This is a genomic window from Janthinobacterium sp. 64, from assembly GCF_002813325.1.
Lineage (GTDB): Bacteria > Pseudomonadota > Gammaproteobacteria > Burkholderiales > Burkholderiaceae_D > Janthinobacterium.
In genome coordinates this window covers 5,820,573-5,838,516 of the sequence record NZ_PHUG01000001.1, presented here as the reverse complement: position 1 = coordinate 5,838,516, position 17,944 = coordinate 5,820,573, and the positions used below count along the sequence as shown (strand labels likewise).

17 protein-coding genes are annotated in these 17,944 nt (G+C 62.0%); 8 read left to right on the top strand and 9 right to left on the bottom strand.

Going from position 1 to position 17,944, the window contains the following annotated elements:
• Positions 1 to 60: 60 nt before the first annotated feature.
• Both gltX and CLU91_RS25730 read right to left on the bottom strand, forming a co-directional pair.
• On the bottom strand, positions 61 to 1,467 hold the full coding sequence (gene gltX, locus CLU91_RS25735; RefSeq protein ID WP_100876386.1) for a glutamate--tRNA ligase: 1,407 nt from the start codon (positions 1,465 to 1,467) through the stop codon (positions 61 to 63).
• A gap of 70 nt (positions 1,468 to 1,537) precedes the next feature.
• The gene (locus tag CLU91_RS25730) at positions 1,538 to 2,449 is read right to left on the bottom strand and encodes a LysR family transcriptional regulator (RefSeq protein ID WP_100876385.1); all 912 of its coding nucleotides are present in this window, start codon (positions 2,447 to 2,449) and stop codon (positions 1,538 to 1,540) included.
• Between the two features lie 101 nt (positions 2,450 to 2,550).
• Here CLU91_RS25730 and lysA point away from each other — a divergent pair, with 101 nt between their 5' ends.
• The gene (gene lysA / locus CLU91_RS25725) at positions 2,551 to 3,789 is read left to right on the top strand and encodes a diaminopimelate decarboxylase (protein WP_100876384.1); all 1,239 of its coding nucleotides are present in this window, start codon (positions 2,551 to 2,553) and stop codon (positions 3,787 to 3,789) included.
• Positions 3,790 to 3,852: 63 nt separating this feature from the next.
• A complete protein-coding gene (locus tag CLU91_RS25720) occupies positions 3,853 to 5,418 on the top strand; it encodes a phospholipase D family protein (RefSeq protein ID WP_100876383.1) in 1,566 nt (521 codons plus the stop codon).
• Positions 5,419 to 5,557: 139 nt separating this feature from the next.
• Here the strand turns inward: CLU91_RS25720 and CLU91_RS25715 are convergent, their stop codons facing one another.
• The 3 genes from CLU91_RS25715 to apbC all read right to left on the bottom strand — a co-directional run bounded on the left by CLU91_RS25715 (position 5,558) and on the right by apbC (position 8,976).
• Positions 5,558 to 7,240 (bottom strand): alkaline phosphatase family protein, encoded by a 1,683-nt coding sequence (locus CLU91_RS25715; RefSeq protein ID WP_232730884.1) that lies wholly within the window; start codon positions 7,238 to 7,240, stop codon positions 5,558 to 5,560.
• Positions 7,241 to 7,378: 138 nt separating this feature from the next.
• On the bottom strand, positions 7,379 to 7,786 hold the full coding sequence (locus CLU91_RS25710) for a DUF4399 domain-containing protein (RefSeq protein ID WP_100876382.1): 408 nt from the start codon (positions 7,784 to 7,786) through the stop codon (positions 7,379 to 7,381).
• Positions 7,787 to 7,887: 101 nt separating this feature from the next.
• Positions 7,888 to 8,976 carry an iron-sulfur cluster carrier protein ApbC gene (gene apbC / locus CLU91_RS25705; RefSeq protein WP_100876381.1) on the bottom strand — a complete coding sequence of 363 codons (1,089 nt, stop codon included), beginning with the start codon at positions 8,974 to 8,976 and terminating at the stop codon, positions 7,888 to 7,890.
• 160 nt (positions 8,977 to 9,136) lie between these two features.
• Between apbC and metG the strand changes: the two genes are divergently transcribed.
• The 5 genes from metG to panC all read left to right on the top strand — a co-directional run bounded on the left by metG (position 9,137) and on the right by panC (position 13,944).
• Positions 9,137 to 11,290 (top strand): methionine--tRNA ligase, encoded by a 2,154-nt coding sequence (metG, locus tag CLU91_RS25700; protein ID WP_100876380.1) that lies wholly within the window; start codon positions 9,137 to 9,139, stop codon positions 11,288 to 11,290.
• Between the two features lie 19 nt (positions 11,291 to 11,309).
• Positions 11,310 to 11,789, top strand: a complete 480-nt coding sequence (locus CLU91_RS25695) for a GNAT family N-acetyltransferase (RefSeq protein WP_096238395.1) — start codon at positions 11,310 to 11,312, stop codon at positions 11,787 to 11,789.
• 107 nt (positions 11,790 to 11,896) lie between these two features.
• Entirely contained in the window at positions 11,897 to 12,106 is a 210-nt protein-coding gene (locus CLU91_RS25690; RefSeq protein WP_034778041.1) for a DUF3460 family protein, read from the top strand.
• Positions 12,107 to 12,123: 17 nt separating this feature from the next.
• The gene (locus CLU91_RS25685; protein WP_100876379.1) at positions 12,124 to 13,050 is read left to right on the top strand and encodes a segregation and condensation protein A; all 927 of its coding nucleotides are present in this window, start codon (positions 12,124 to 12,126) and stop codon (positions 13,048 to 13,050) included.
• A 54-nt stretch (positions 13,051 to 13,104) separates the two neighbouring features.
• On the top strand, positions 13,105 to 13,944 hold the full coding sequence (gene panC / locus CLU91_RS25680; RefSeq protein ID WP_100876378.1) for a pantoate--beta-alanine ligase: 840 nt from the start codon (positions 13,105 to 13,107) through the stop codon (positions 13,942 to 13,944).
• 39 nt (positions 13,945 to 13,983) lie between these two features.
• On the opposite strand, the gene CLU91_RS25675 is transcribed toward panC, so the two are convergent.
• Positions 13,984 to 14,421, bottom strand: coding sequence for a hypothetical protein (locus CLU91_RS25675; protein ID WP_157814810.1), 438 nt, complete (start codon positions 14,419 to 14,421; stop codon positions 13,984 to 13,986).
• Positions 14,422 to 14,716: 295 nt separating this feature from the next.
• Here CLU91_RS25675 and CLU91_RS25670 point away from each other — a divergent pair, with 295 nt between their 5' ends.
• On the top strand, positions 14,717 to 15,469 hold the full coding sequence (locus CLU91_RS25670; RefSeq protein ID WP_100876376.1) for an SDR family oxidoreductase: 753 nt from the start codon (positions 14,717 to 14,719) through the stop codon (positions 15,467 to 15,469).
• 77 nt (positions 15,470 to 15,546) lie between these two features.
• Here the strand turns inward: CLU91_RS25670 and cheY are convergent, their stop codons facing one another.
• The 3 genes from cheY to cheD all read right to left on the bottom strand — a co-directional run bounded on the left by cheY (position 15,547) and on the right by cheD (position 17,938).
• On the bottom strand, positions 15,547 to 15,945 hold the full coding sequence (gene cheY / locus CLU91_RS25665) for a chemotaxis response regulator CheY (protein WP_010396677.1): 399 nt from the start codon (positions 15,943 to 15,945) through the stop codon (positions 15,547 to 15,549).
• 147 nt (positions 15,946 to 16,092) lie between these two features.
• Positions 16,093 to 17,163, bottom strand: coding sequence for a protein-glutamate methylesterase/protein-glutamine glutaminase (locus CLU91_RS25660; protein ID WP_100876375.1), 1,071 nt, complete (start codon positions 17,161 to 17,163; stop codon positions 16,093 to 16,095).
• A gap of 166 nt (positions 17,164 to 17,329) precedes the next feature.
• A complete protein-coding gene (gene cheD / locus CLU91_RS25655) occupies positions 17,330 to 17,938 on the bottom strand; it encodes a chemoreceptor glutamine deamidase CheD (protein WP_034758343.1) in 609 nt (202 codons plus the stop codon).
• Positions 17,939 to 17,944: the final 6 nt, after the last annotated feature.

Genomic DNA, 17,944 nt, shown 5'->3' with positions numbered 1-17,944 from the left:
AGCAACTTTTCATAGGGGCGGTTTCCGCACCGTATTTTTACGCGTATTTAAGAGCGGCGATTACAGCCACTTTGCCAGGCGCGCCAGCACGGTCTCGCGGCCGAAGATCACCACCACCTGGTCGATGGCCGGGGTCTGCAACTGGCCCGTCAGAATCAAACGCAAAGGCATGGCCAGCAGCGGCATCTTGATGGTGTTGGCGGCCAGCACTTCCTTGATCATGGCGGCCACGGCTTCCTTGCTCCACTCCACCGTGGCGATGCGCTCGGCAAACTGCGCCAGCACGGGCTTGATGGCATCCGTAATGTGCTGCGCTGCCAGTTCCGCTTCCGGCTGCGGCGCGCGGAAGAACAGCATCGAGGCGGCCGCCAGCTCATTGATGGTATTGGCGCGCTCTTTCATCATGCCCAGCACTTGCGCCAGGTCCGGCGCGCCTTCGAAGACGGCGCCGGCGGCGGCCATTTGCGGACGCGCCAGGTCGGCCAGGCGCGTGTTGTCGGCCTGCTTGATATAGTGGTTGTTCAGCCAGGCCAGTTTTTCATTGTTGAACTGGGCCGCCGATTTCGACAGGTGATTCAGATTGAACCACTCGCAGAACTGCTCGGTCGAGAACACCTCGTCGTCGCCATGGCTCCAGCCCAGGCGCGCCAGGTAGTTCAGCATCGCTTCGGGCAGGAAGCCCTGCGCCGGGTAATCCATCACGCTGACGGCGCCGTGGCGCTTCGACAGCTTTTCGCCGTCCGCCCCCAGAATCATCGGCAGGTGGCCGTACAGCGGCAGCGGTGCGCCGATGGCGCGCAGGATGTTGATCTGGCGCGGGGTGTTGTTGACGTGGTCATCGCCGCGGATCACGTGGGTGATCTGCATGTCCCAGTCGTCGACGGCCACGCAGAAGTTGTACGTTGGCGTGCCGTCCGGACGCGCGATCACCAGGTCGTCCAGCTCGCGGTTCGAAATCGTGATCGTGCCCTTGACCACGTCGTCCCACGTCACGTCGCCATCGAGCGGATTCTTGAAGCGCACGACGGGCTTGCGGTCGGCAGGAATGGCCGGCAGGGTCTTGCCCGGCTCCGGGCGCCAGGTGCCGTCGTAGCGGGGCTTTTCGCCGGCGGCGCGCATGCGCTCGCGCATCGCTTCGACTTCTTCCGGCGACGAGTAGCAGTGATATGCCGTACCTTCAGCCAGCATCTGCGCCACCACTTCGCGGTAGCGGTCCATGCGCTGCATCTGGTAGAACGGGCCTTCGTCGTGGTCCAGGCCCAGCCACTTCATGCCTTCGATGATGGCTTGCACGGCTTCCGGCGTGGAACGCTCCACGTCCGTGTCTTCGATGCGCAGCACGAAGGTGCCGCCGAAGTGGCGGGCATACGCCCAGCTGTATAAAGCGGTGCGGGCGCCGCCCAGGTGCAGATAGCCGGTCGGGCTGGGAGCGAAACGGGTACGGACGGGAGTAGCGGTTGTGGTCATCGAGGTAATCAGGCTTGAATAAGTAAAACGCCATTTTACTCTGTTGACCGCCGCCGCTCCACAAGCGTCGTCACAGCTGCAGCAAGCGCCTTTTCACCTCGTCCGCCTGCGCATGCAGCGCCTGCTCGAACAGGGCGACCAGTTGCGACAGGGGGCGGTGCAAAGGTTTCACGAGATTCACCGTGAACGGCAAGGACACGGCAAAGCGGCGTATCTGCAAGCCCTGCCCCGCATAATCGAGGGCCGTGAGCGGATTGACGATGGCCAGCCCCACGCCTTCGCGCACCATGGCGCAGACGGAAGCGGCGCTGTGCGTGTCGAGCGCCATGCGCCGCTCCACGCCGGCCTGCGCGAAGATGGCGTCGATCTGCTGGCGGTAGGGGTCGACGGCGGCCAGGCTGATGAAAGGCTGGCCCGCGAAGTCCGCCGGCTGCAGCACCGCCTTGCCGGCGAGCGCATGGCCGTCGGGCAGCACGCACACCTCGTCGACGGACATCAAGGTATCGAGCGCGGTGCCAGGTGGCGCATTGCCCACTTCCGTCAGGCCGATGTCGTGGCGCTGCGCCGACAGCCACTCTTCCAGCAGCGGCGACTCCTGCGGCGTGATGCTGATGCTCACCTTGGGAAAATCGGCGACGAAGCGCTTGCACGCCTGCGGCAGCAGCGACTGGGAAAACACGGGCAGGCAGGCGATCGACAACTGGCCCTGGTCGAACTGGCGCAAGGCTGCCGCCGTGCTGACGATGCGCTCCAGGCCGAAATACGCGCGCTGCACTTCCTCGAACAGCTGCAGCGCCTGCGCCGTCGGACGCAGCCGCCCCCGCTCGCGCTCGAACAGGGTCAAGCCCGTCAAGTGTTCGAGGCGCGCCAGCTCGCGGCTGACGGTGGGCTGCGACGTGTGCAGCATGGCGGCGGCGGCCGTCACGCTGCCCGTCGTCATGATGGCGCGAAAGACCTCGATATGGCGCAGGGAGATAGTCATGGTCATATCATAAATGAATAAGGTAGGCCTAAATAGATATTTTATAGTCGAAGCACAATCAGCCATCATGCGCTACCTCCTCATTCCACCGAAAGCACACGATGAAGCCCGTCAACGACCAGACCCTCGCCCAACTCGCCCAGGAACACGGCACGCCCCTGTGGGTGTATGACGCGGCCACCATCCGCGCCCGCGTGGCGCAGCTGGCGCAGTTCGACACCGTGCGCTTCGCGCAAAAGGCCAATTCGAACATCCACCTGCTCACCCTGATGCGTGAAGCGGGCGTGCACGTGGACGCCGTCTCGCTGGGCGAGATCGAACGCGCGCTGCAGGCGGGCTTTACGCCGGCGCAAACGAACGGCGCCGCCGGCCTGGTGTTCACCTGCGACCTGTTCGACCGCCCTACCCTGGCGCGCGTGGCGGCAGCGAAGATCGAAGTCAATTGCGGCTCCGTCGACATGCTGCGCCAGCTGGGCCCCGTGTCGCCCGGCCACCGCGTCTGGCTGCGCATTAATCCTGGCTATGGCCACGGCCACAGCAACAAGACCAATACGGGCGGCGAAAACAGCAAGCATGGCATCTGGCACGAAGAGCTGCCGGAGGCGCTGGCCGTCATCCGCGCGCATGGCCTGCACCTGGTCGGCCTGCACATGCACATCGGCTCGGGCGTCGACTACAGCCACCTGGAAACCGTCTGCGGCACCATGGTCGACCTGGTCAAGAACATGGGCCACGATATCGAAGCCATTTCCACGGGCGGCGGCCTGTCCGTGCCTTACCGCGACGGCGAGCAGCCGGTCGATACGGACCACTACTTCCAGCTGTGGGATGCGGCGCGCAAGCAGATCGAGGCGCACCTGGGCCACGCCGTGCACCTGGAAATCGAACCGGGACGCTTCCTCGTGGCCGATGCGGGCCTGCTGGTGGCCGAAGTGCGCGCCACCAAGCAAATGGGCGGCAATCACTTCACCCTGCTCGACACGGGTTTCAATGAACTGATGCGCCCCGCCATGTACGGCAGCTACCATGCAATGTCGGTCATCGCGCATGACGGCCGGACACTGAACACGCAGCGCGCCACCGTGGTCGGCGGCCCCCTGTGCGAATCGGGCGACGTGTTTACCCAGCGCGATGGCGGCGTGGTGGAAACCCGTTTGTTACCCGCAGCGCAGGTGGGCGACTACGTTGTCTTCGAAGGCGCGGGCGCATATGGCGCGTCGATGTCGTCGAACTACAACAGCCGCCCCCATGCGGCCGAATACCTGGTCGATGGAGATGCTTCGCGGCTGATCCGCCGCCGCCAGACGGTGGCCGAGCTGATCGCGCTGGAACAACTGTAACACCGCGCCCGCGTGCGGGCATGCGCATCTGCTAACATCGGGGCAACTCGATGAAAGCCTGCCATGCCCGCCCAAGCACTTCCCTTCCGCAGCGCCACCAGGCTGCTGCTGCCCCTGCTGCTGTCCGCCGTCCTTGCCGGCTGCGCTTCACTGCCTTCGCTGGAAGGCCGCAGCGCGTCGACCGTCATGGCCGACACAAAGCACACCCAACTGGCCGAGGCCATCGCGCCCATGGTGGCGCAGCATCCGGGCGTGTCCGGCATTTACCCGCTGGCCGATGGGCGCGACGCCTTTGCCGCGCGCGCCCTGCTGGCCGCCGCCGCCCAGCGCAGCCTGGACGTGCAGTACTACATCTGGCACAAGGACATCACGGGCACCCTGCTGTTCGACGCCCTGCGCCAGGCGGCCGAACGGGGCGTGCGCGTGCGCCTGCTGCTCGACGATAACAACACGGCGGGGCTGGACCAGACCTTGACCATGCTGGGCAAGCAGCGGAATCTGGAAATCCGCCTGTTCAATCCCTTCGTGCCCCGCTCACCGCGCGCGCTGGCCTTTGCCACGGATTTTTCCCGCCTCAACCGGCGCATGCACAACAAATCGTTCACGGCCGATAACCAGGCCACCATCGTCGGCGGGCGCAACGTGGGCGACGAATATTTTGGCGCGGCCGGCGACGTGCTGTTCGCCGACCTTGACGTGCTGGCCGTCGGCCCCGTCGTCGACGACGTCTCGCACGATTTCGACCGCTACTGGAACAGCGCCTCGGCCTACCCCGCCAGCCTGCTGCTGACCCGCCCCGTCGAGGGCGACGCGGCCACCATCGCCGCCGAGGCGGACCGCATCGACGATACCAGGGCGGCCGAGGAATACGTACAGGCACTGCGCACCTCGCCCTTCGTCAAGCAGATGATGGAACGCACCCTGCCCTTCGAATGGGCGCGCACGCGCATGGTCAGCGACGACCCGGCCAAGGTGCTGGACAAGGCCAGGCCCGGCACGGGCGTGGCGGAAAACCTGCAAAACCTGCTGGGCGTGCCGGAAAAGGAAGTCGACCTGGTGTCGCCGTATTTTGTGCCCGGCAAATCGGGCACGCAAGCCTTTGCCGACCTGACGAAAAAAGGCGTGGGCGTGCGCATCCTGACGAATGCACTGGAAGCGACCGACGTGGCGGCCGTGCATGCCGGCTATGCGAAGTGGCGAAAACCGCTGCTGGAAGCGGGCGTGCTGCTGTATGAATCGCGCCGCTCGTGGGAACGGGACGATGCGCGCGCGCAGCCGGGCCATCTGGGCAGCTCCGCATCGAGCCTGCATGCGAAGACCTTTGCCGTCGATGACCGGCGCATCTTTGTCGGCTCGTTCAATTTCGATCCGCGCTCGATCGAGTTGAATACGGAAATGGGCCTCGTCATCGACAGCCCCGCGCTGGCCAGCCAGCTGGGCCAGGCCATGCGCACCACGATCCCGCAGCGCGCCTACCAGGTGCTGCTGGGCGACGACGGCGCGCTGTACTGGCTCGCCCGCGACGCCAACGGCGCCACCACGCGCTACGACACGGAACCGGGCACCAGCGTGTGGAAGCGCATGGGGGTGGCGATTTTATCGGTGCTGCCGATAGACTGGCTGCTGTAAGCTGTTTTGCCAACACTGTTGTCGGATTACGCGGGGCTTTGCCCCGCTAATCCGACCTACGCTCTATGCCCACCACAAGGCCAATGTAGGTCGGCTTAGCGCGCAGCGCGTAAGCCGACAACACCACAAGCCAACATCGTTAGCGCACCGCCTCCGTCAACACCCGCCCCTCTGACGCCGACGGCTGGCGTATGCGCAGCAGGTGGGCGAGGGTCGGCGCGATGTCGACCACTTCCACGTACTGGCCATAGGCGCCCGGCTTGATCCAGCGGGGGCCGAAGACCATCAGCGGCACGTTGGTGTCATACGTGTACGGCGTGCCGTGCGACGTGCCGCCGCTGCCCTTGCCGAAGTACCAGGCCGGCTTGGTGACGACCATCAGGTCGCCCGACAGCTGGCGGTTCCAGGCACGGCGCATCAGGGTGTCCATGCGCGTGGCCACCGCCCCCGCTTCCATCTGCGTGCGCGTGTAGACTTGCGCCAGACCGTCCTGCTGCAGCAGGAAGCGGGCCGCCGCATCTTCCAGGGCAGCGCGATGGATGCCGCTCTTTTCCGCCAGCGCGTAATCGAGATAGATATTCGGCAGCGACGACGTCGTCACCAGCTTGTCGATACCCAGGCTTGTTGCCAGGTGCTGGTTCAAGCCATCGACCAGTTTGGCGCCATCGATGCGTTTGGCCGAGAAGCCGCGCGTTTCGGCAAATTCCGGCACGTTGGCAAAGCCATGGTCAGCCGTCAGCACCACCAGCACGTTGTCCATGCCGACTTTTTTATCGAGATCAAGAAAGAAGCCGGCCAGCATGCGGTCCAGGCGCTGCAGGTGGTCGTGCGACATCTTGCTTTCCGGGCCGTAGGCGTGGTTCACATAGTCGTGCGCGGACAGGCTCACGCCCAGGATATCGGGCACGCCGGCCGGGTTGCGGCCCAGGTTTTCGCCATCGATGGCGGCGCGGGCAAATTCCAGGGTCAGCTCATCGAGGAAGGGACCGGATTTCAGGCGGCTGTAGTACTCGCCATCGAGCTTACCGCTGTCGCTGTAGTAGGCAAACGGGAAGGTGTTGCGCGTGCCCGGCTTGGCCGCCACCAGATCATCACGGGCGTCGCGCGCATAGGCGGCATCGGCCAGCAGCGGCGTCCAGCTCTTGCCATAGTAGCGATCCTGCGGTTTGGTCGCCTGGTAGCGCTGCACCCATTGCGGATGCTGCTGCATATAGTAGGTGCTGCTGGCGAAATTGCCCGTCTTTTCCATGTACATATAGGCCGTGCCCGTTTTCCCGGCCAGCAGGATGGCGCCGCGGTCCTTGCCCGACACGGTGACGACCTTGGACTTGTCGCCCGTGGCATAGCGCAGCTCGTCGCCCAGGGTACTCACGCGCAGCTTGGTCGGCGCCGTGCCGTCGTCGGGCTGTGTTGCTTCGCCGATGTAATGGAAATTGCCGTCTTCGGTGCAGTACACGGATTTTTTCGTGACGGGATCGATCCAGTTATTGCCGATCACGCCATGCTGGTAAGGATAGGCACCCGACAGCACGGCCGAGTGGCCGATGGCGGTGACCGTGATGCCGTGCGCCTGGTGCGCGTCGCTGAACCACGCGCCCTGCTCCAGCAGGCGGCGGAAACCGCCTTGGCCGAACTGCTCGCGGTAGCGCGTCACCTGTTCCTGCGGCAAGCCATCGACCACCAGCACCACGACCAGTTTCGGCTGCGCCGCAGAGGCAGCAGCAGGAAGCGCCTTGGCAGCATGCGCCTGGCACGCCGCCACGCCAGCGACCAGCAGCAGCGCCTGTGCCAGTTGCCGGGAAAGGGAGAAATGTTTCGTCATATCCGCTCATCAAAAGTTAGGCCACCGGCCAGCATACGCCAACCATATGACGCGATGATGACAAGAGACAACAATATGAAAAAGGCCAGACTCCATCGCTGGAACCCGGCCTTTGCCGCAACAGACAATCTGCCTGACTTACTTGACCGTCACCTTGATGCTTTTGCTCAACTCCGGACCATATGACTGGTGCGCGCCATTGGCGAACTGCATGGTGAGCGTGTACTGGCCCGGCGGCAAGGTGACGTCCGTTTCCGTTTGTCCTTTGCCGAAATGCAAATGCTTGTCATCCATGGGTATCATCTCGCCCGCCTTCATCGGCCCCATATTGATGAGCAGATGATGGTGGCCCGTCTTGGCCGTCATGTCACCGGCCGGCTTGACGTCCATGCCGCTGACGGCAAATTTCACCTTGAACGGACTGGTCACCGTCGCGCCATCGACTGGCTCGACGAAGGATACGGATTGGGCGAACGCGCTGGCGGCCAGCAGGCTGCCGGCGACCAGGCCTGCGGCCTGGCGCAGGAATACGGTGCTCAATTGCATGATGTCTCCTCTTGTTTAATAACAACACAGACTGCATGAAACCATATTCCTGGCGACCATGGCGCAGGGGAGCTGCTGGGGTCTGACCCCATGGCCGATCATCAATCGTTCTTGATGACGATCGACGGGAACTTGCTGGTCATGTCCTTCGCCTTTTCCGCCACCTTGATCGCGATGGTGCGGGCGATCTGCTTGTAGATCACGGCGATGGGGCCATCGGGCTCGGCCACGACGGTGGGCGTACCCGAATCCGTCTGCTGGCGGATCGCCATGGTCAGCGGCAAGGCGCCGAGGAATTCCACGCCGAAGTCCGCGCACATCTTCGCGCCGCCGCCGGCGCCGAAGATTTCTTCCGCATGGCCGCAGTTCGAGCAGATGTGCGTGCTCATGTTTTCCACCACGCCGAGGATCGGAATGCCGACCTTTTCGAACATTTTCAAGCCCTTGCGCGCATCCAACAGCGCGATGTCCTGCGGCGTCGTGACGATAACGGCGCCCGTGACGGGCACTTTCTGCGACAGGGTCAGCTGGATGTCACCCGTGCCTGGCGGCATGTCGACGATCAGATAATCGAGGTCGCGCCAGTTGGTCTGGTCCAGCAATTGCTGCAACGCTTGCGTGACCATCGGGCCGCGCCACACCATCGGCTCGTCCGGATCGATCATGAAACCGATCGACGACACTTGCAGGCCGTGGTTTTCCATCGGTTCCATGCTCTTGCCATCCAGCGTTTTTGGCTGGCCTTTGACACCCAGCATCATCGGTTGCGACGGACCATAGATATCGGCGTCGAGCATGCCGACGGTGGCGCCTTCGGCTGCCAGGGCCAGGGCCAGGTTGACGGCCGTGGTCGATTTACCCACGCCGCCCTTGCCGGAAGCGACGGCAATGATGTTTTTCACGTTGCTCATCGGCTTCAAGCCGCGCTGCACCGTGTGCGAAATGATTTTCGACGACACGCCCACGCTGACGTTGCCCACGCCCGGCAGCACGCGCAGGGCGGCCAGCACGGATTTGCGGATCAGGTCGATCTGGCTTTTGGCGGGGTAGCCCAGCTCGATGTCGAGGGAAATATCATTGCCATCGACCTTCAGATTCTTGACGGTTTTACTGGAAACGAAATCTTTATGTGTATTTGGATCAATAACCTGGGCCAGCGCGGCCTTGACGTCTTCTACTGTGATGCTCATGACAATCTCCGTGTGTACTACATATATGCAATACGCGCAGTCTAGCGCAAATTTGCATGGCGCGATGGCGGCAAAAGTATCACTTGCCGGCGCAGCATCTGCTCATATTGCCTTTCCGCTGTTAAAATGTCCTATTATCCATCCCAAAAGTGCATCAATCATGACTCGCAAGCTGTTCGTCACCACTGCCCTGCCTTACGCAAACGCCGCTTTTCACATTGGCCACATCATGGAATACATCCAGGCCGATATCTGGGTCCGGTTCCAGCGAATGCAACGCGATGGCGCAGCCGGCCGTGAAGTGCACTTTGTGGGCGCCGACGATACGCATGGCACGCCCATCATGATCGCCGCCGAAAAGGAAGGCATCACGCCGCAGCAATTCGTCGCCAACATCGCCGCCGGCCGCGCCCAGTACCTCGATGGCTTCCATATCGCCTTCGACAACTGGTATTCGACCGATTCGCCGGAAAACGTCGACCTGTCGCAATCGATCTACCGCAAGCTGCGCGATACGGGCCTGATCGTCACGAAAACCGTCGACCGCTTCTTCGACCCGGTCAAGGGCATGTTCCTGGCCGACCGCAACATCAAGGGCGAATGCCCGAAATGCGGCGCCAAGAACCAGTACGGCGACAATTGCGAAGTGTGCGGCGCGGCCTACCAGCCAACCGACCTGGTCAATCCGTTCTCCGTGTTTACCAACGCGACGCCCGTGATGAAGCCGTCGGAACAGTATTTCTTCAAGCTGTCCGACCCGCGCTGCTTCGAATTCCTGAAAGATTGGCTGAATACGCCAGGCCGCTTGCAGCCGGAAATGGTCAACAAGGTCAGCGAATGGCTGGGCGAAGCCGGTGAAAAGCTGGCCGACTGGGATATTTCGCGCGATGCGCCCTACTTCGGCATCCCGATTCCTGATGCACCAGGTAAATTCTTCTATGTGTGGATGGACGCGCCCGTCGGCTACCTGGCCAGCCTGAAAAACTATTGCGACAAGAAAGGCATCGATTTCGACGCCTTCCTGAACGACCCGTCGACGGAACAGATCCACTTCATCGGCAAGGACATCGTCTCCTTCCATTTGCTGTTCTGGCCCGCCATGCTGAAGTTCGCCGATCACCCGGTGATCGACAAACTGAAAGTCAACGTCCACGGCTTCCTGACGGTCAACAATGAAAAAATGTCGAAGTCGCGCGGCACGGGCATTTCGCCGCTGCGCTACCTGGACCTGGGCATGAACCCGGAATGGCTGCGCTACTACATCGCCTTCAAGCTGAACTCGAAAGTGGAAGACCTGGACTTCAACGGCGAAGACTTCGTTGCCCGCGTGAACAGCGACCTGATCGGCAAGTACGTGAACATCGCCAGCCGCTGCGCCGGCTTCATCGCCAAGCGTTTCGACGGCAAGCTGGCGTCGACGCTGTCGGAAGGCGCGCAAAGCTGGATCAACCGCGCCCTGACGGTGGACGTCAACGGCGTCATCGTCGAGCGCCAGGCCAGCATCGCTGCGCACTTCGAGAACCGCGAATTCGGCAAGGCCTTGCGCGAAATCATGGAAATCGCCGACATCACCAACCAGTATGTCGATGAAAACAAGCCGTGGATTCTGGCCAAGGATGCAGAAAAAACCGCAGAACTGCACGACGTGTGCACGACGGCCCTGATCCTGTTCCGCCAGCTGACGATTTTGCTGTCGCCGGTGCTGCCGGGCGTGGCCAAGAACGTGGCCTCGTTCCTCAACGACGAGCAATTCACTTGGGCCGATACGCAAGTATTCGGCGACGCCGTCGCGAACAGCATGCTGGGCCGTACCATCGGCGCCTACAGCCACTTGATGACGCGCATGGATGCGAAGATGATCGAAGCGCTGTTTGACGCACCGCAAGCGGCCGCCATCGCGGCACCGGCTGGCGATGCCGCGAATGACGCAACATCCGCTGCTCCGGCCGCTGCCGCCATCGAAGAACTGGCGCCCGAAATCAAGATCGACGACTTCCTCAAGGTCGACCTGCGCATCGCGAAAATCGTCAACTGCGAACTGGTCGACGGCTCCGACAAGCTGCTGCGCCTGACCCTGGATGCGGGCGAAGGCCGTTTGCGCAACGTGTTTTCGGGCATCCGCTCGGCCTACCAGCCGGAAGAACTGATCGGCAAGCTGACGGTGCTGGTGGCCAATCTGGCGCCACGCAAGATGAAGTTCGGCATTTCCGAAGGCATGGTCATGGCAGCGTCCGCCGCCGACGAGAAGGCCAATCCGGGCATCTACATCCTGAACCCGTGGCCGGGCGCCGAACCTGGCATGCGCATCCGCTAAGCCCCCACAAGGACCGATGATGAATATCGTGGTGCGCGAAGCAACAAATGCCGATGCACAACTGATGGCCGAGCTGACCCGCGCCGCATGGGCCGGCAAGGTGGCCGCCTCGTCCAGCGGGCACCACGAGACGGCGCAGCAGGTGGAAGCGCAATTGCGCCACGGCGGCGGTTTTTTGTTGCTGATCGACGACATTCCAGCCGGTTCGCTGCGCTGGATGCCGCTCGACAGCGACCCCGCCATCTGGAAGATTTCACGCATGGGCGTGCTGCCCGCCTACCGGGGCAGCCATGTTTCACAACATTTGCTCGAAGCCATCATTCATCATGGCCTGTCGTGCCAGGCCGAGGAATTGCGCCTGGCCGTGCGGCGCGACCAGCGCAAACTGATCGATTTTTATGCGGCCTTCGAATTCGACCTGGCCGAAGAACTGGAATATTCGCACGCCAACCCCGCCGAACCGGCGCCGATGGTGATGCGGCGTTTGCTGCGTTATTGATTTTTAGCAATTTCGCCCCGGACTTGCCGATACAACAACCCGCCAGGCCGCACGGCGCGGTAAAATACGGCCGGCTGACCTTACTTATAAGACACTCAGAAGAGAATATGAAACTGCCTGCAAAACACAACAACTACGTATCCGACCACACCTTGTTCATCGCCGAACTGAAGGCCAAGAATCCTGGCATGGAAGCGGGCCAGCAAGCGGGCCGCGCCCTGCTGTGGGACAAGCCAGCCGTCAGCATCGATGAGCAGGAACGCCAGCTGGCATCGGCCGTCAAGCAACAGGCTTACGTTTACCAGAACAAGAACTAAGATCTGGAACCGGCACGATGCTGCCTGAAGAGTCTGTAGTCACGCCGGAAGCCGACGCTTCCGGTGCCGGCGCAGTCATCGAGTCGCCCGAACCTGTCGCTGAAGGCGACGGCAGCGGCGACCCTGCAGCATCTGCAACCACGGACGCGGCGCCTGCCGCCGACCCGCCTGGCATCGCCCGCCTGTATGGCGAACCGATGCTGCGCATGCCGACGGATTTGTACATCCCGCCGGACGCGCTGGAAATCTTCCTCGAAGCCTTCGAAGGCCCGCTCGACTTGCTGCTCTACCTGATCCGCAAGCAAAACTTCAACATTCTCGATATTCCGATGGCGCAGGTGACCCTGCAATATCTGAAATACGTGGACCAGATCCGCGTGAGCAACCTGGAACTGGCCGCCGAGTACTTGCTGATGGCGGCCATGCTGATCGAGATCAAGTCGCGCATGCTCTTGCCTTCGCGCAAGAGCGACGTCGAGGAAGATGGCGGCGATCCCCGTGCCGAACTGGTGCGCCGCCTGCTTGAGTACGAGCAGATCAAGCTGGCCGCCTACGACCTGAACACCATTCCCCAGTTCGAGCGCGATTTCGTGCGCACGCAGATTTTCATCGAGCAAAGCCTGACGCCCACCTGGCCCGACGTGGAAGCGGTGGACTTGCAGCAGGCGTGGCTCGACGTGCTGAAGCGCGCCAAACTGACCCAGCACCACCGCATCAGCCGCCAGGAACTGTCCGTGCGCGAGCACATGTCGAGCATCCTGCGCCACTTGCAATCGTCGCGCTTCGTCGAGTTCAGCGAACTTTTCGACATTGCCGGCGGCGTGCCCGTGGTGGTGGTCAACTTCGTGGCCCTGCTGGAACTGGCCAAGGAAACCCTGATCGAAATCACGCAGGCAGAACCGTTTGCCCCCATCTACGTCCGGCTGGCCTATTCGCCCGCCTGATCCCTTCCCTTTGTCACTGACCACCGTACAACGGGGTTTTAGCGAAAGCAATCCATGAAAATTATTTCCGACATCGAAGAATTGCGCGACCAGCTCAGCGGACAGCTGCGCACGGCGTTCGTCCCCACCATGGGCAACCTGCATGAAGGCCATTTGTCGCTGATGCGTCTGGCGCGCAAGCATGGCGACCCCGTCGTCGCGTCGATCTTCGTGAACCGCCTGCAATTCGGCCCGAACGAAGACTTCGAAAAATATCCGCGCACCATGGCGGACGATATTGCCAAGCTGGAAAAGGAAGGCGTGTACGTGCTGTTCGCGCCGACGGAAAAGGAACTGTACCCGGAACCGCAGGAATACCGCGTGCGCCCGCCCGATGACCTGGGCAACACCCTGGAAGGGGAATTCCGTCCCGGCTTCTTCGAAGGCGTGTGCACGGTCGTCACCAAGCTGTTCTCGTGCGTGGGCCCGCGCGTGGCCGTGTTCGGCAAGAAGGATTACCAGCAACTGATGATCATCCGCAACATGGCGCGCCAGTTCGCGCTGCCGACGGAAATCATCGCCGCCGAAACGTATCGGGCCGACGATGGCCTGGCCTTATCGTCGCGCAATATGTACCTGTCGGAAGGCGAACGCGCGGAAGCGCCGGAGCTGTACAAGGGACTCAATTTCGTGGCCGAGGAAGTGCGCAAGGGCAACATGGCCGTGGGTGAACTGGAACAGGCTGCGATGCAACTGCTCGACAGCCGCGGCTGGAAATCGGACTACATCGCCGTGCGCAAGCGCGCCAACCTGCAAGCGCCAAACGCCGCCGAACTGGCCGCCGGCGAACCGCTGGTGGTGCTGGCCGCCGCCAAGCTGGGGCAGACGCGTCTGATTGATAATCTGGAAATTTAAGCGCATTCACAGCGGGGCCATTCGGCCCCGTTTCTTTTTTTACTTCTCCATCCCTACCAGCTTGAGTTCGGCAAACAGCGGTTTGTTGCTGCCGCGTGCCGCCTGCAACATGTCATAGCTGGCCGCATCGAGCACGATTTCCTCGCCCGCCCACAGCTTGCGCTGGTTCGCAGGCAGCCTCAGGCTGCGCAGGATGGCCCGCGCCTGGGCCGGATCGGCTGCCAGCAGGCGGATCGCATGCGCACCGCGCTGCGCCCCTGTGAGTATCGGCAAGCCGCCTTGCGGGCCGTTCTGGCTCAGGCTGACATAATCATGGCCACCCACGCGGTGCAGATAAGCATGCCGGCCATCGGCTTCGGCAGGCTCCTGCATCTCGACAGACGCAACAGGCGCCACGGCGGTTTGCTCAAGGCTCACGCCACAGGCTGCCAGCAAGGCCGTGCTCAGGGCAAAGAATAATACGGGTGCTCGGCGCATGTGGCGCTCCTTCTTGTCGGGGTCGGGGACAGAGGTGGAATAGTGCAGCGATCATGAGCCACTTTAGTTGACGTGTAAAGTTAACTTTGGGAAATATTTCATTCCACGTCGCAACTTGTTGCATGACAGCTTATGCCAGACGGCTGGCGCCGTGTCGTCTGCAGCATTGTTGATTTTGATTGCACACTAAAACCATCAAACCAGTCTTTATCCACGCAACAATAAAGATCACAATCGCCATACTGGTTCGCAGACACACCGCGCGCGGGCCTCCCACCATGACAGGAGAAGCAACATGCATACCGTACCCACCCCAGCCAGGGTCGCCATCGTCACGGGCGCCTCGCGCGGCATCGGCGCGGCCATCGCCCGCCGCCTGGCGCGCGACGGCATGCAAGTCGTCGTCAATTACGCCAGCGGCAAGGCGGCGGCGGACGCGCTGGTGGCAAGCATTCTTGCCGACGGCGGCGCCGCCATCGCCGTCAAGGCCAACGTGGCCGATGCGGGCGATGTGCAAGCGCTGTTCGCTGCGGCCGAGGCGGCCTTCGGCGGCGTCGACGTGCTGGTCAACAACGCCGGCATCATGCCGCCCGCGCTGCCAGCCCTGGCCGACACGGACGACGCCACCTTCGACAGCCTGTTCGCCGTCAACGTCAAGGGCAGCTTCAACACCATGCGCCAGGCGGCAACGCGCTTGCGCCACGGCGGCAGCGTGGTCAACTTCTCCACCAGCGTGATTGGCCTGGCCCTGCCCGGCTACAGCATCTATGGCGCCAGCAAGGCCGCCATCGAGACGATGACGACTATCTTCGCCAAGGAATTGCGCGGCAAGAACATCACCGTCAACGCCGTCGCCCCCGGCCCCACGGCCACGGCCCTGTTCTTGAACGGCAAGACGGCGGAAATGATAGAACGCATGAGCAAGATGGCGCCGCTGGAGCGCCTGGGCACGCCGGACGACATCGCTGCCGCCGTGGCTTTTTTGGCAGGGCCGGATGGCCGCTGGATCAACGGGCAAACCTTGCGCGCGAATGGCGGCCTGGTGTAGGCAAGACGCAAGCCGACGAAAAAAAACGCTGCCGGTTTGCACTGGCAGCGTTTTTTTTGATGACGGTCACACCTGGATTAAGCGCCGGCTTTTTCCAGCTTCTCGAAAATCTTGTTCAGCTTTTCATCGAGGGTAGCGGCCGTGAACGGCTTGACAACATAACCGCTGGCGCCGGCTTGCGCGGCGGCGATGATGTTTTCTTTTTTCGCTTCGGCGGTCACCATCAGCACGGGCAGCTTGGCCAGTGCCGGATCGGCGCGGATATGCTGCAGCATCGTCAGGCCATCCATATTAGGCATGTTCCAGTCCGAGACGACGAAATCGTAGGATTCCGCGCGCAGCTTGGCCAGGCCCATCACGCCGTCTTCCGCCTCATCGACGTTGGCATAACCCAGTTCCTTCAACAGATTCCGGACAATGCGGCGCATCGTCGAAAAATCGTCAACGACTAAAAATTTCATCTTTGGATCAGCCATGAATAACTCCGTTGTTTCTGTAGCGGTTTGTTAATAATATCGACATGAATGCCGACATTATGGTCGACACTACGGCAGCAAGTTGTAGGATAGCATTTTCGTTGCTTTTAGGCGAACAAACTTGCCCCAGATCATACAAAACGTGGCTTACACGCGCAAAGCACGCATGCCATGCGCAGCCAGGTGTCCCAGCACCATGCCGGGCAGCGCCGTCAAAGCGCCGACCTCATGCGTGGCACCAACGGCGATCGCCTCGCGCGGCATGCCGAACACCACGCAACTGGCTTCATCCTGCGCAAAATTATACGCTCCTGCGGCCTTCATCTCCAACATGCCTTGTGCGCCATCCTTGCCCATGCCGGTCAGGATCACGCCGACGGCATTCTTGCCCGCCGACTGCGCGGCCGAACGGAACAGCACATCGACCGAGGGGCGGTGGCGGTTGACCGGTTCGCCCTGGTCGATCTTGGTCATGTAATTGGCGCCGCTGCGCGTCAGGGTCAGGTGCGAATGGCCGGGCGCGATGTAGGCGTGGCCGGGCAGCACCCGTTCGCCGCCCGCCGCTTCCTGCACCGAGATCTTGCACAGCGAATCGAGGCGGCGCGCAAACGAGCGCGTAAAGCCTTCCGGCATGTGCTGCGTGATCAGGATGCCGGGGCAATCGGACGGCATCTGCATCAAAAATTCGCGGATCGCTTCCGTGCCGCCCGTGGAGGCGCCTACGATGATCAGCTTTTCGCTCGACGTCAAGGGGCTGCGCAGCGCAGGCAGCGGTGCGGCGACCCTGTCGCCCGCCGACGGCAGCGTGCGCGCGCGGATGCGCGCCTTCGAAGCGGCGCGGATCTTGTCGGCGATCATGTCCGTATACTCGCGCATGCCGCTCTGGATGGAAATCTTCGGCTTGGTGACGAAATCGACGGCGCCCAGCTCCAGCGCGCGCATGGTGATTTCCGAACCGCGCTCGGTCAAGGACGACACCATCAATACCGGCATCGGGCGCAAGCGCATCAGCTTTTCCAGGAAATCGAGGCCATCCATCTTCGGCATCTCGACGTCGAGGGTCAGCACGTCGGGGTTGGTCTGCTTGATCATCTCGCGCGCCACCAGCGGATCGGGCGCAGCGCCCACCACTTCCATGTCGGGCTGGCTGTTTACGATTTCCGTCATGACGCTGCGAATCAGCGCCGAATCATCCACGATCAATACTTTGATCTTCATAAAATATCCTTCCAAGCCTTGCGGCCCTTATTCTTAATCGGTAAAAACGCCAGACAAAACCGTAGCGAGCGGCAGTGATTTGTGGCTAAGAAGCGCAACCGTGCTGAAGCACGGTGAGCATCGCAGGCCGCAAAGCACGACGCGCAGCAGGTTTGGTCTGGTGTTACTAGAACAGCTCGACCTCGCCGCCCACCGGCGCGACTTTCAAGCGGCTGGCGTAATCGAGTTCGCGGCGTACCAGCGTATCGTTATGCGTCTGCATCAGCTTTTTCACCAGCACCTTGCCGCTGCGGGGGAAAAAATACACCTTGCGCGGGTGGATGTCGTTCAAGTCCTCGGCCACCACGCGCATCTTTTCCGCCTTCAGGTAATTGATGACGAAAGCCGCATTGCGTTCACCGACGTTGATCGCCGTGAAGCCGCGCAGTACGGCGCCGCCGCCGAACACCTTCGCTTCCATGTTCTCGCGCCGCGCGCCCGCCTTCAGCAGATCGTTGATCAATATCTCCATGGCGTAAGTGCCATAGCGCATCGACGCGGAAATCGGACTGTTCGGATCGCTGCCGCCGTCGGGCAGCATGAAATGGTTCATGCCGCCCAGGCCCGTGACGCGGTCGCGGATGCAGGCCGAGACGCAGGAGCCGAGCACGGTGACGATCAGCATGTCCTTGTTGGTAAAGTAATACTCACCAGGCAAGATCTTGGCGGCGTCACAATTGAACGTCCTGTCGTAATAGACGTTAGTGGCAAATTGCTCTTTGGATTCCAGGCTCATATTTCA

What these genes read in the sequence shown, in the direction of transcription:
- cheD (WP_034758343.1), bottom strand. Translation starts at nt 17,938, where the DNA reads ATGAGCCTGGAATCCAAAGAGCAATTTGCCACTAACGTCTATTACGAC.
- CLU91_RS25720 (WP_100876383.1), top strand. Translation starts at nt 3,853, where the DNA reads ATGCCCGCCCAAGCACTTCCCTTCCGCAGCGCCACCAGGCTGCTGCTG.
- CLU91_RS25715 (WP_232730884.1), bottom strand. Translation starts at nt 7,240, where the DNA reads ATGACGAAACATTTCTCCCTTTCCCGGCAACTGGCACAGGCGCTGCTG.
- CLU91_RS25675 (WP_157814810.1), bottom strand. Translation starts at nt 14,421, where the DNA reads ATGCGCCGAGCACCCGTATTATTCTTTGCCCTGAGCACGGCCTTGCTG.
- CLU91_RS25660 (WP_100876375.1), bottom strand. Translation starts at nt 17,163, where the DNA reads ATGAAGATCAAAGTATTGATCGTGGATGATTCGGCGCTGATTCGCAGC.
- gltX (WP_100876386.1), bottom strand. Translation starts at nt 1,467, where the DNA reads ATGACCACAACCGCTACTCCCGTCCGTACCCGTTTCGCTCCCAGCCCG.
- lysA (WP_100876384.1), top strand. Translation starts at nt 2,551, where the DNA reads ATGAAGCCCGTCAACGACCAGACCCTCGCCCAACTCGCCCAGGAACAC.
- metG (WP_100876380.1), top strand. Translation starts at nt 9,137, where the DNA reads ATGACTCGCAAGCTGTTCGTCACCACTGCCCTGCCTTACGCAAACGCC.
- CLU91_RS25670 (WP_100876376.1), top strand. Translation starts at nt 14,717, where the DNA reads ATGCATACCGTACCCACCCCAGCCAGGGTCGCCATCGTCACGGGCGCC.
- CLU91_RS25690 (WP_034778041.1), top strand. Translation starts at nt 11,897, where the DNA reads ATGAAACTGCCTGCAAAACACAACAACTACGTATCCGACCACACCTTG.
- CLU91_RS25710 (WP_100876382.1), bottom strand. Translation starts at nt 7,786, where the DNA reads ATGCAATTGAGCACCGTATTCCTGCGCCAGGCCGCAGGCCTGGTCGCC.
- CLU91_RS25685 (WP_100876379.1), top strand. Translation starts at nt 12,124, where the DNA reads ATGCTGCCTGAAGAGTCTGTAGTCACGCCGGAAGCCGACGCTTCCGGT.
- CLU91_RS25695 (WP_096238395.1), top strand. Translation starts at nt 11,310, where the DNA reads ATGAATATCGTGGTGCGCGAAGCAACAAATGCCGATGCACAACTGATG.
- panC (WP_100876378.1), top strand. Translation starts at nt 13,105, where the DNA reads ATGAAAATTATTTCCGACATCGAAGAATTGCGCGACCAGCTCAGCGGA.
- cheY (WP_010396677.1), bottom strand. Translation starts at nt 15,945, where the DNA reads ATGGCTGATCCAAAGATGAAATTTTTAGTCGTTGACGATTTTTCGACG.
- CLU91_RS25730 (WP_100876385.1), bottom strand. Translation starts at nt 2,449, where the DNA reads ATGACTATCTCCCTGCGCCATATCGAGGTCTTTCGCGCCATCATGACG.
- apbC (WP_100876381.1), bottom strand. Translation starts at nt 8,976, where the DNA reads ATGAGCATCACAGTAGAAGACGTCAAGGCCGCGCTGGCCCAGGTTATT.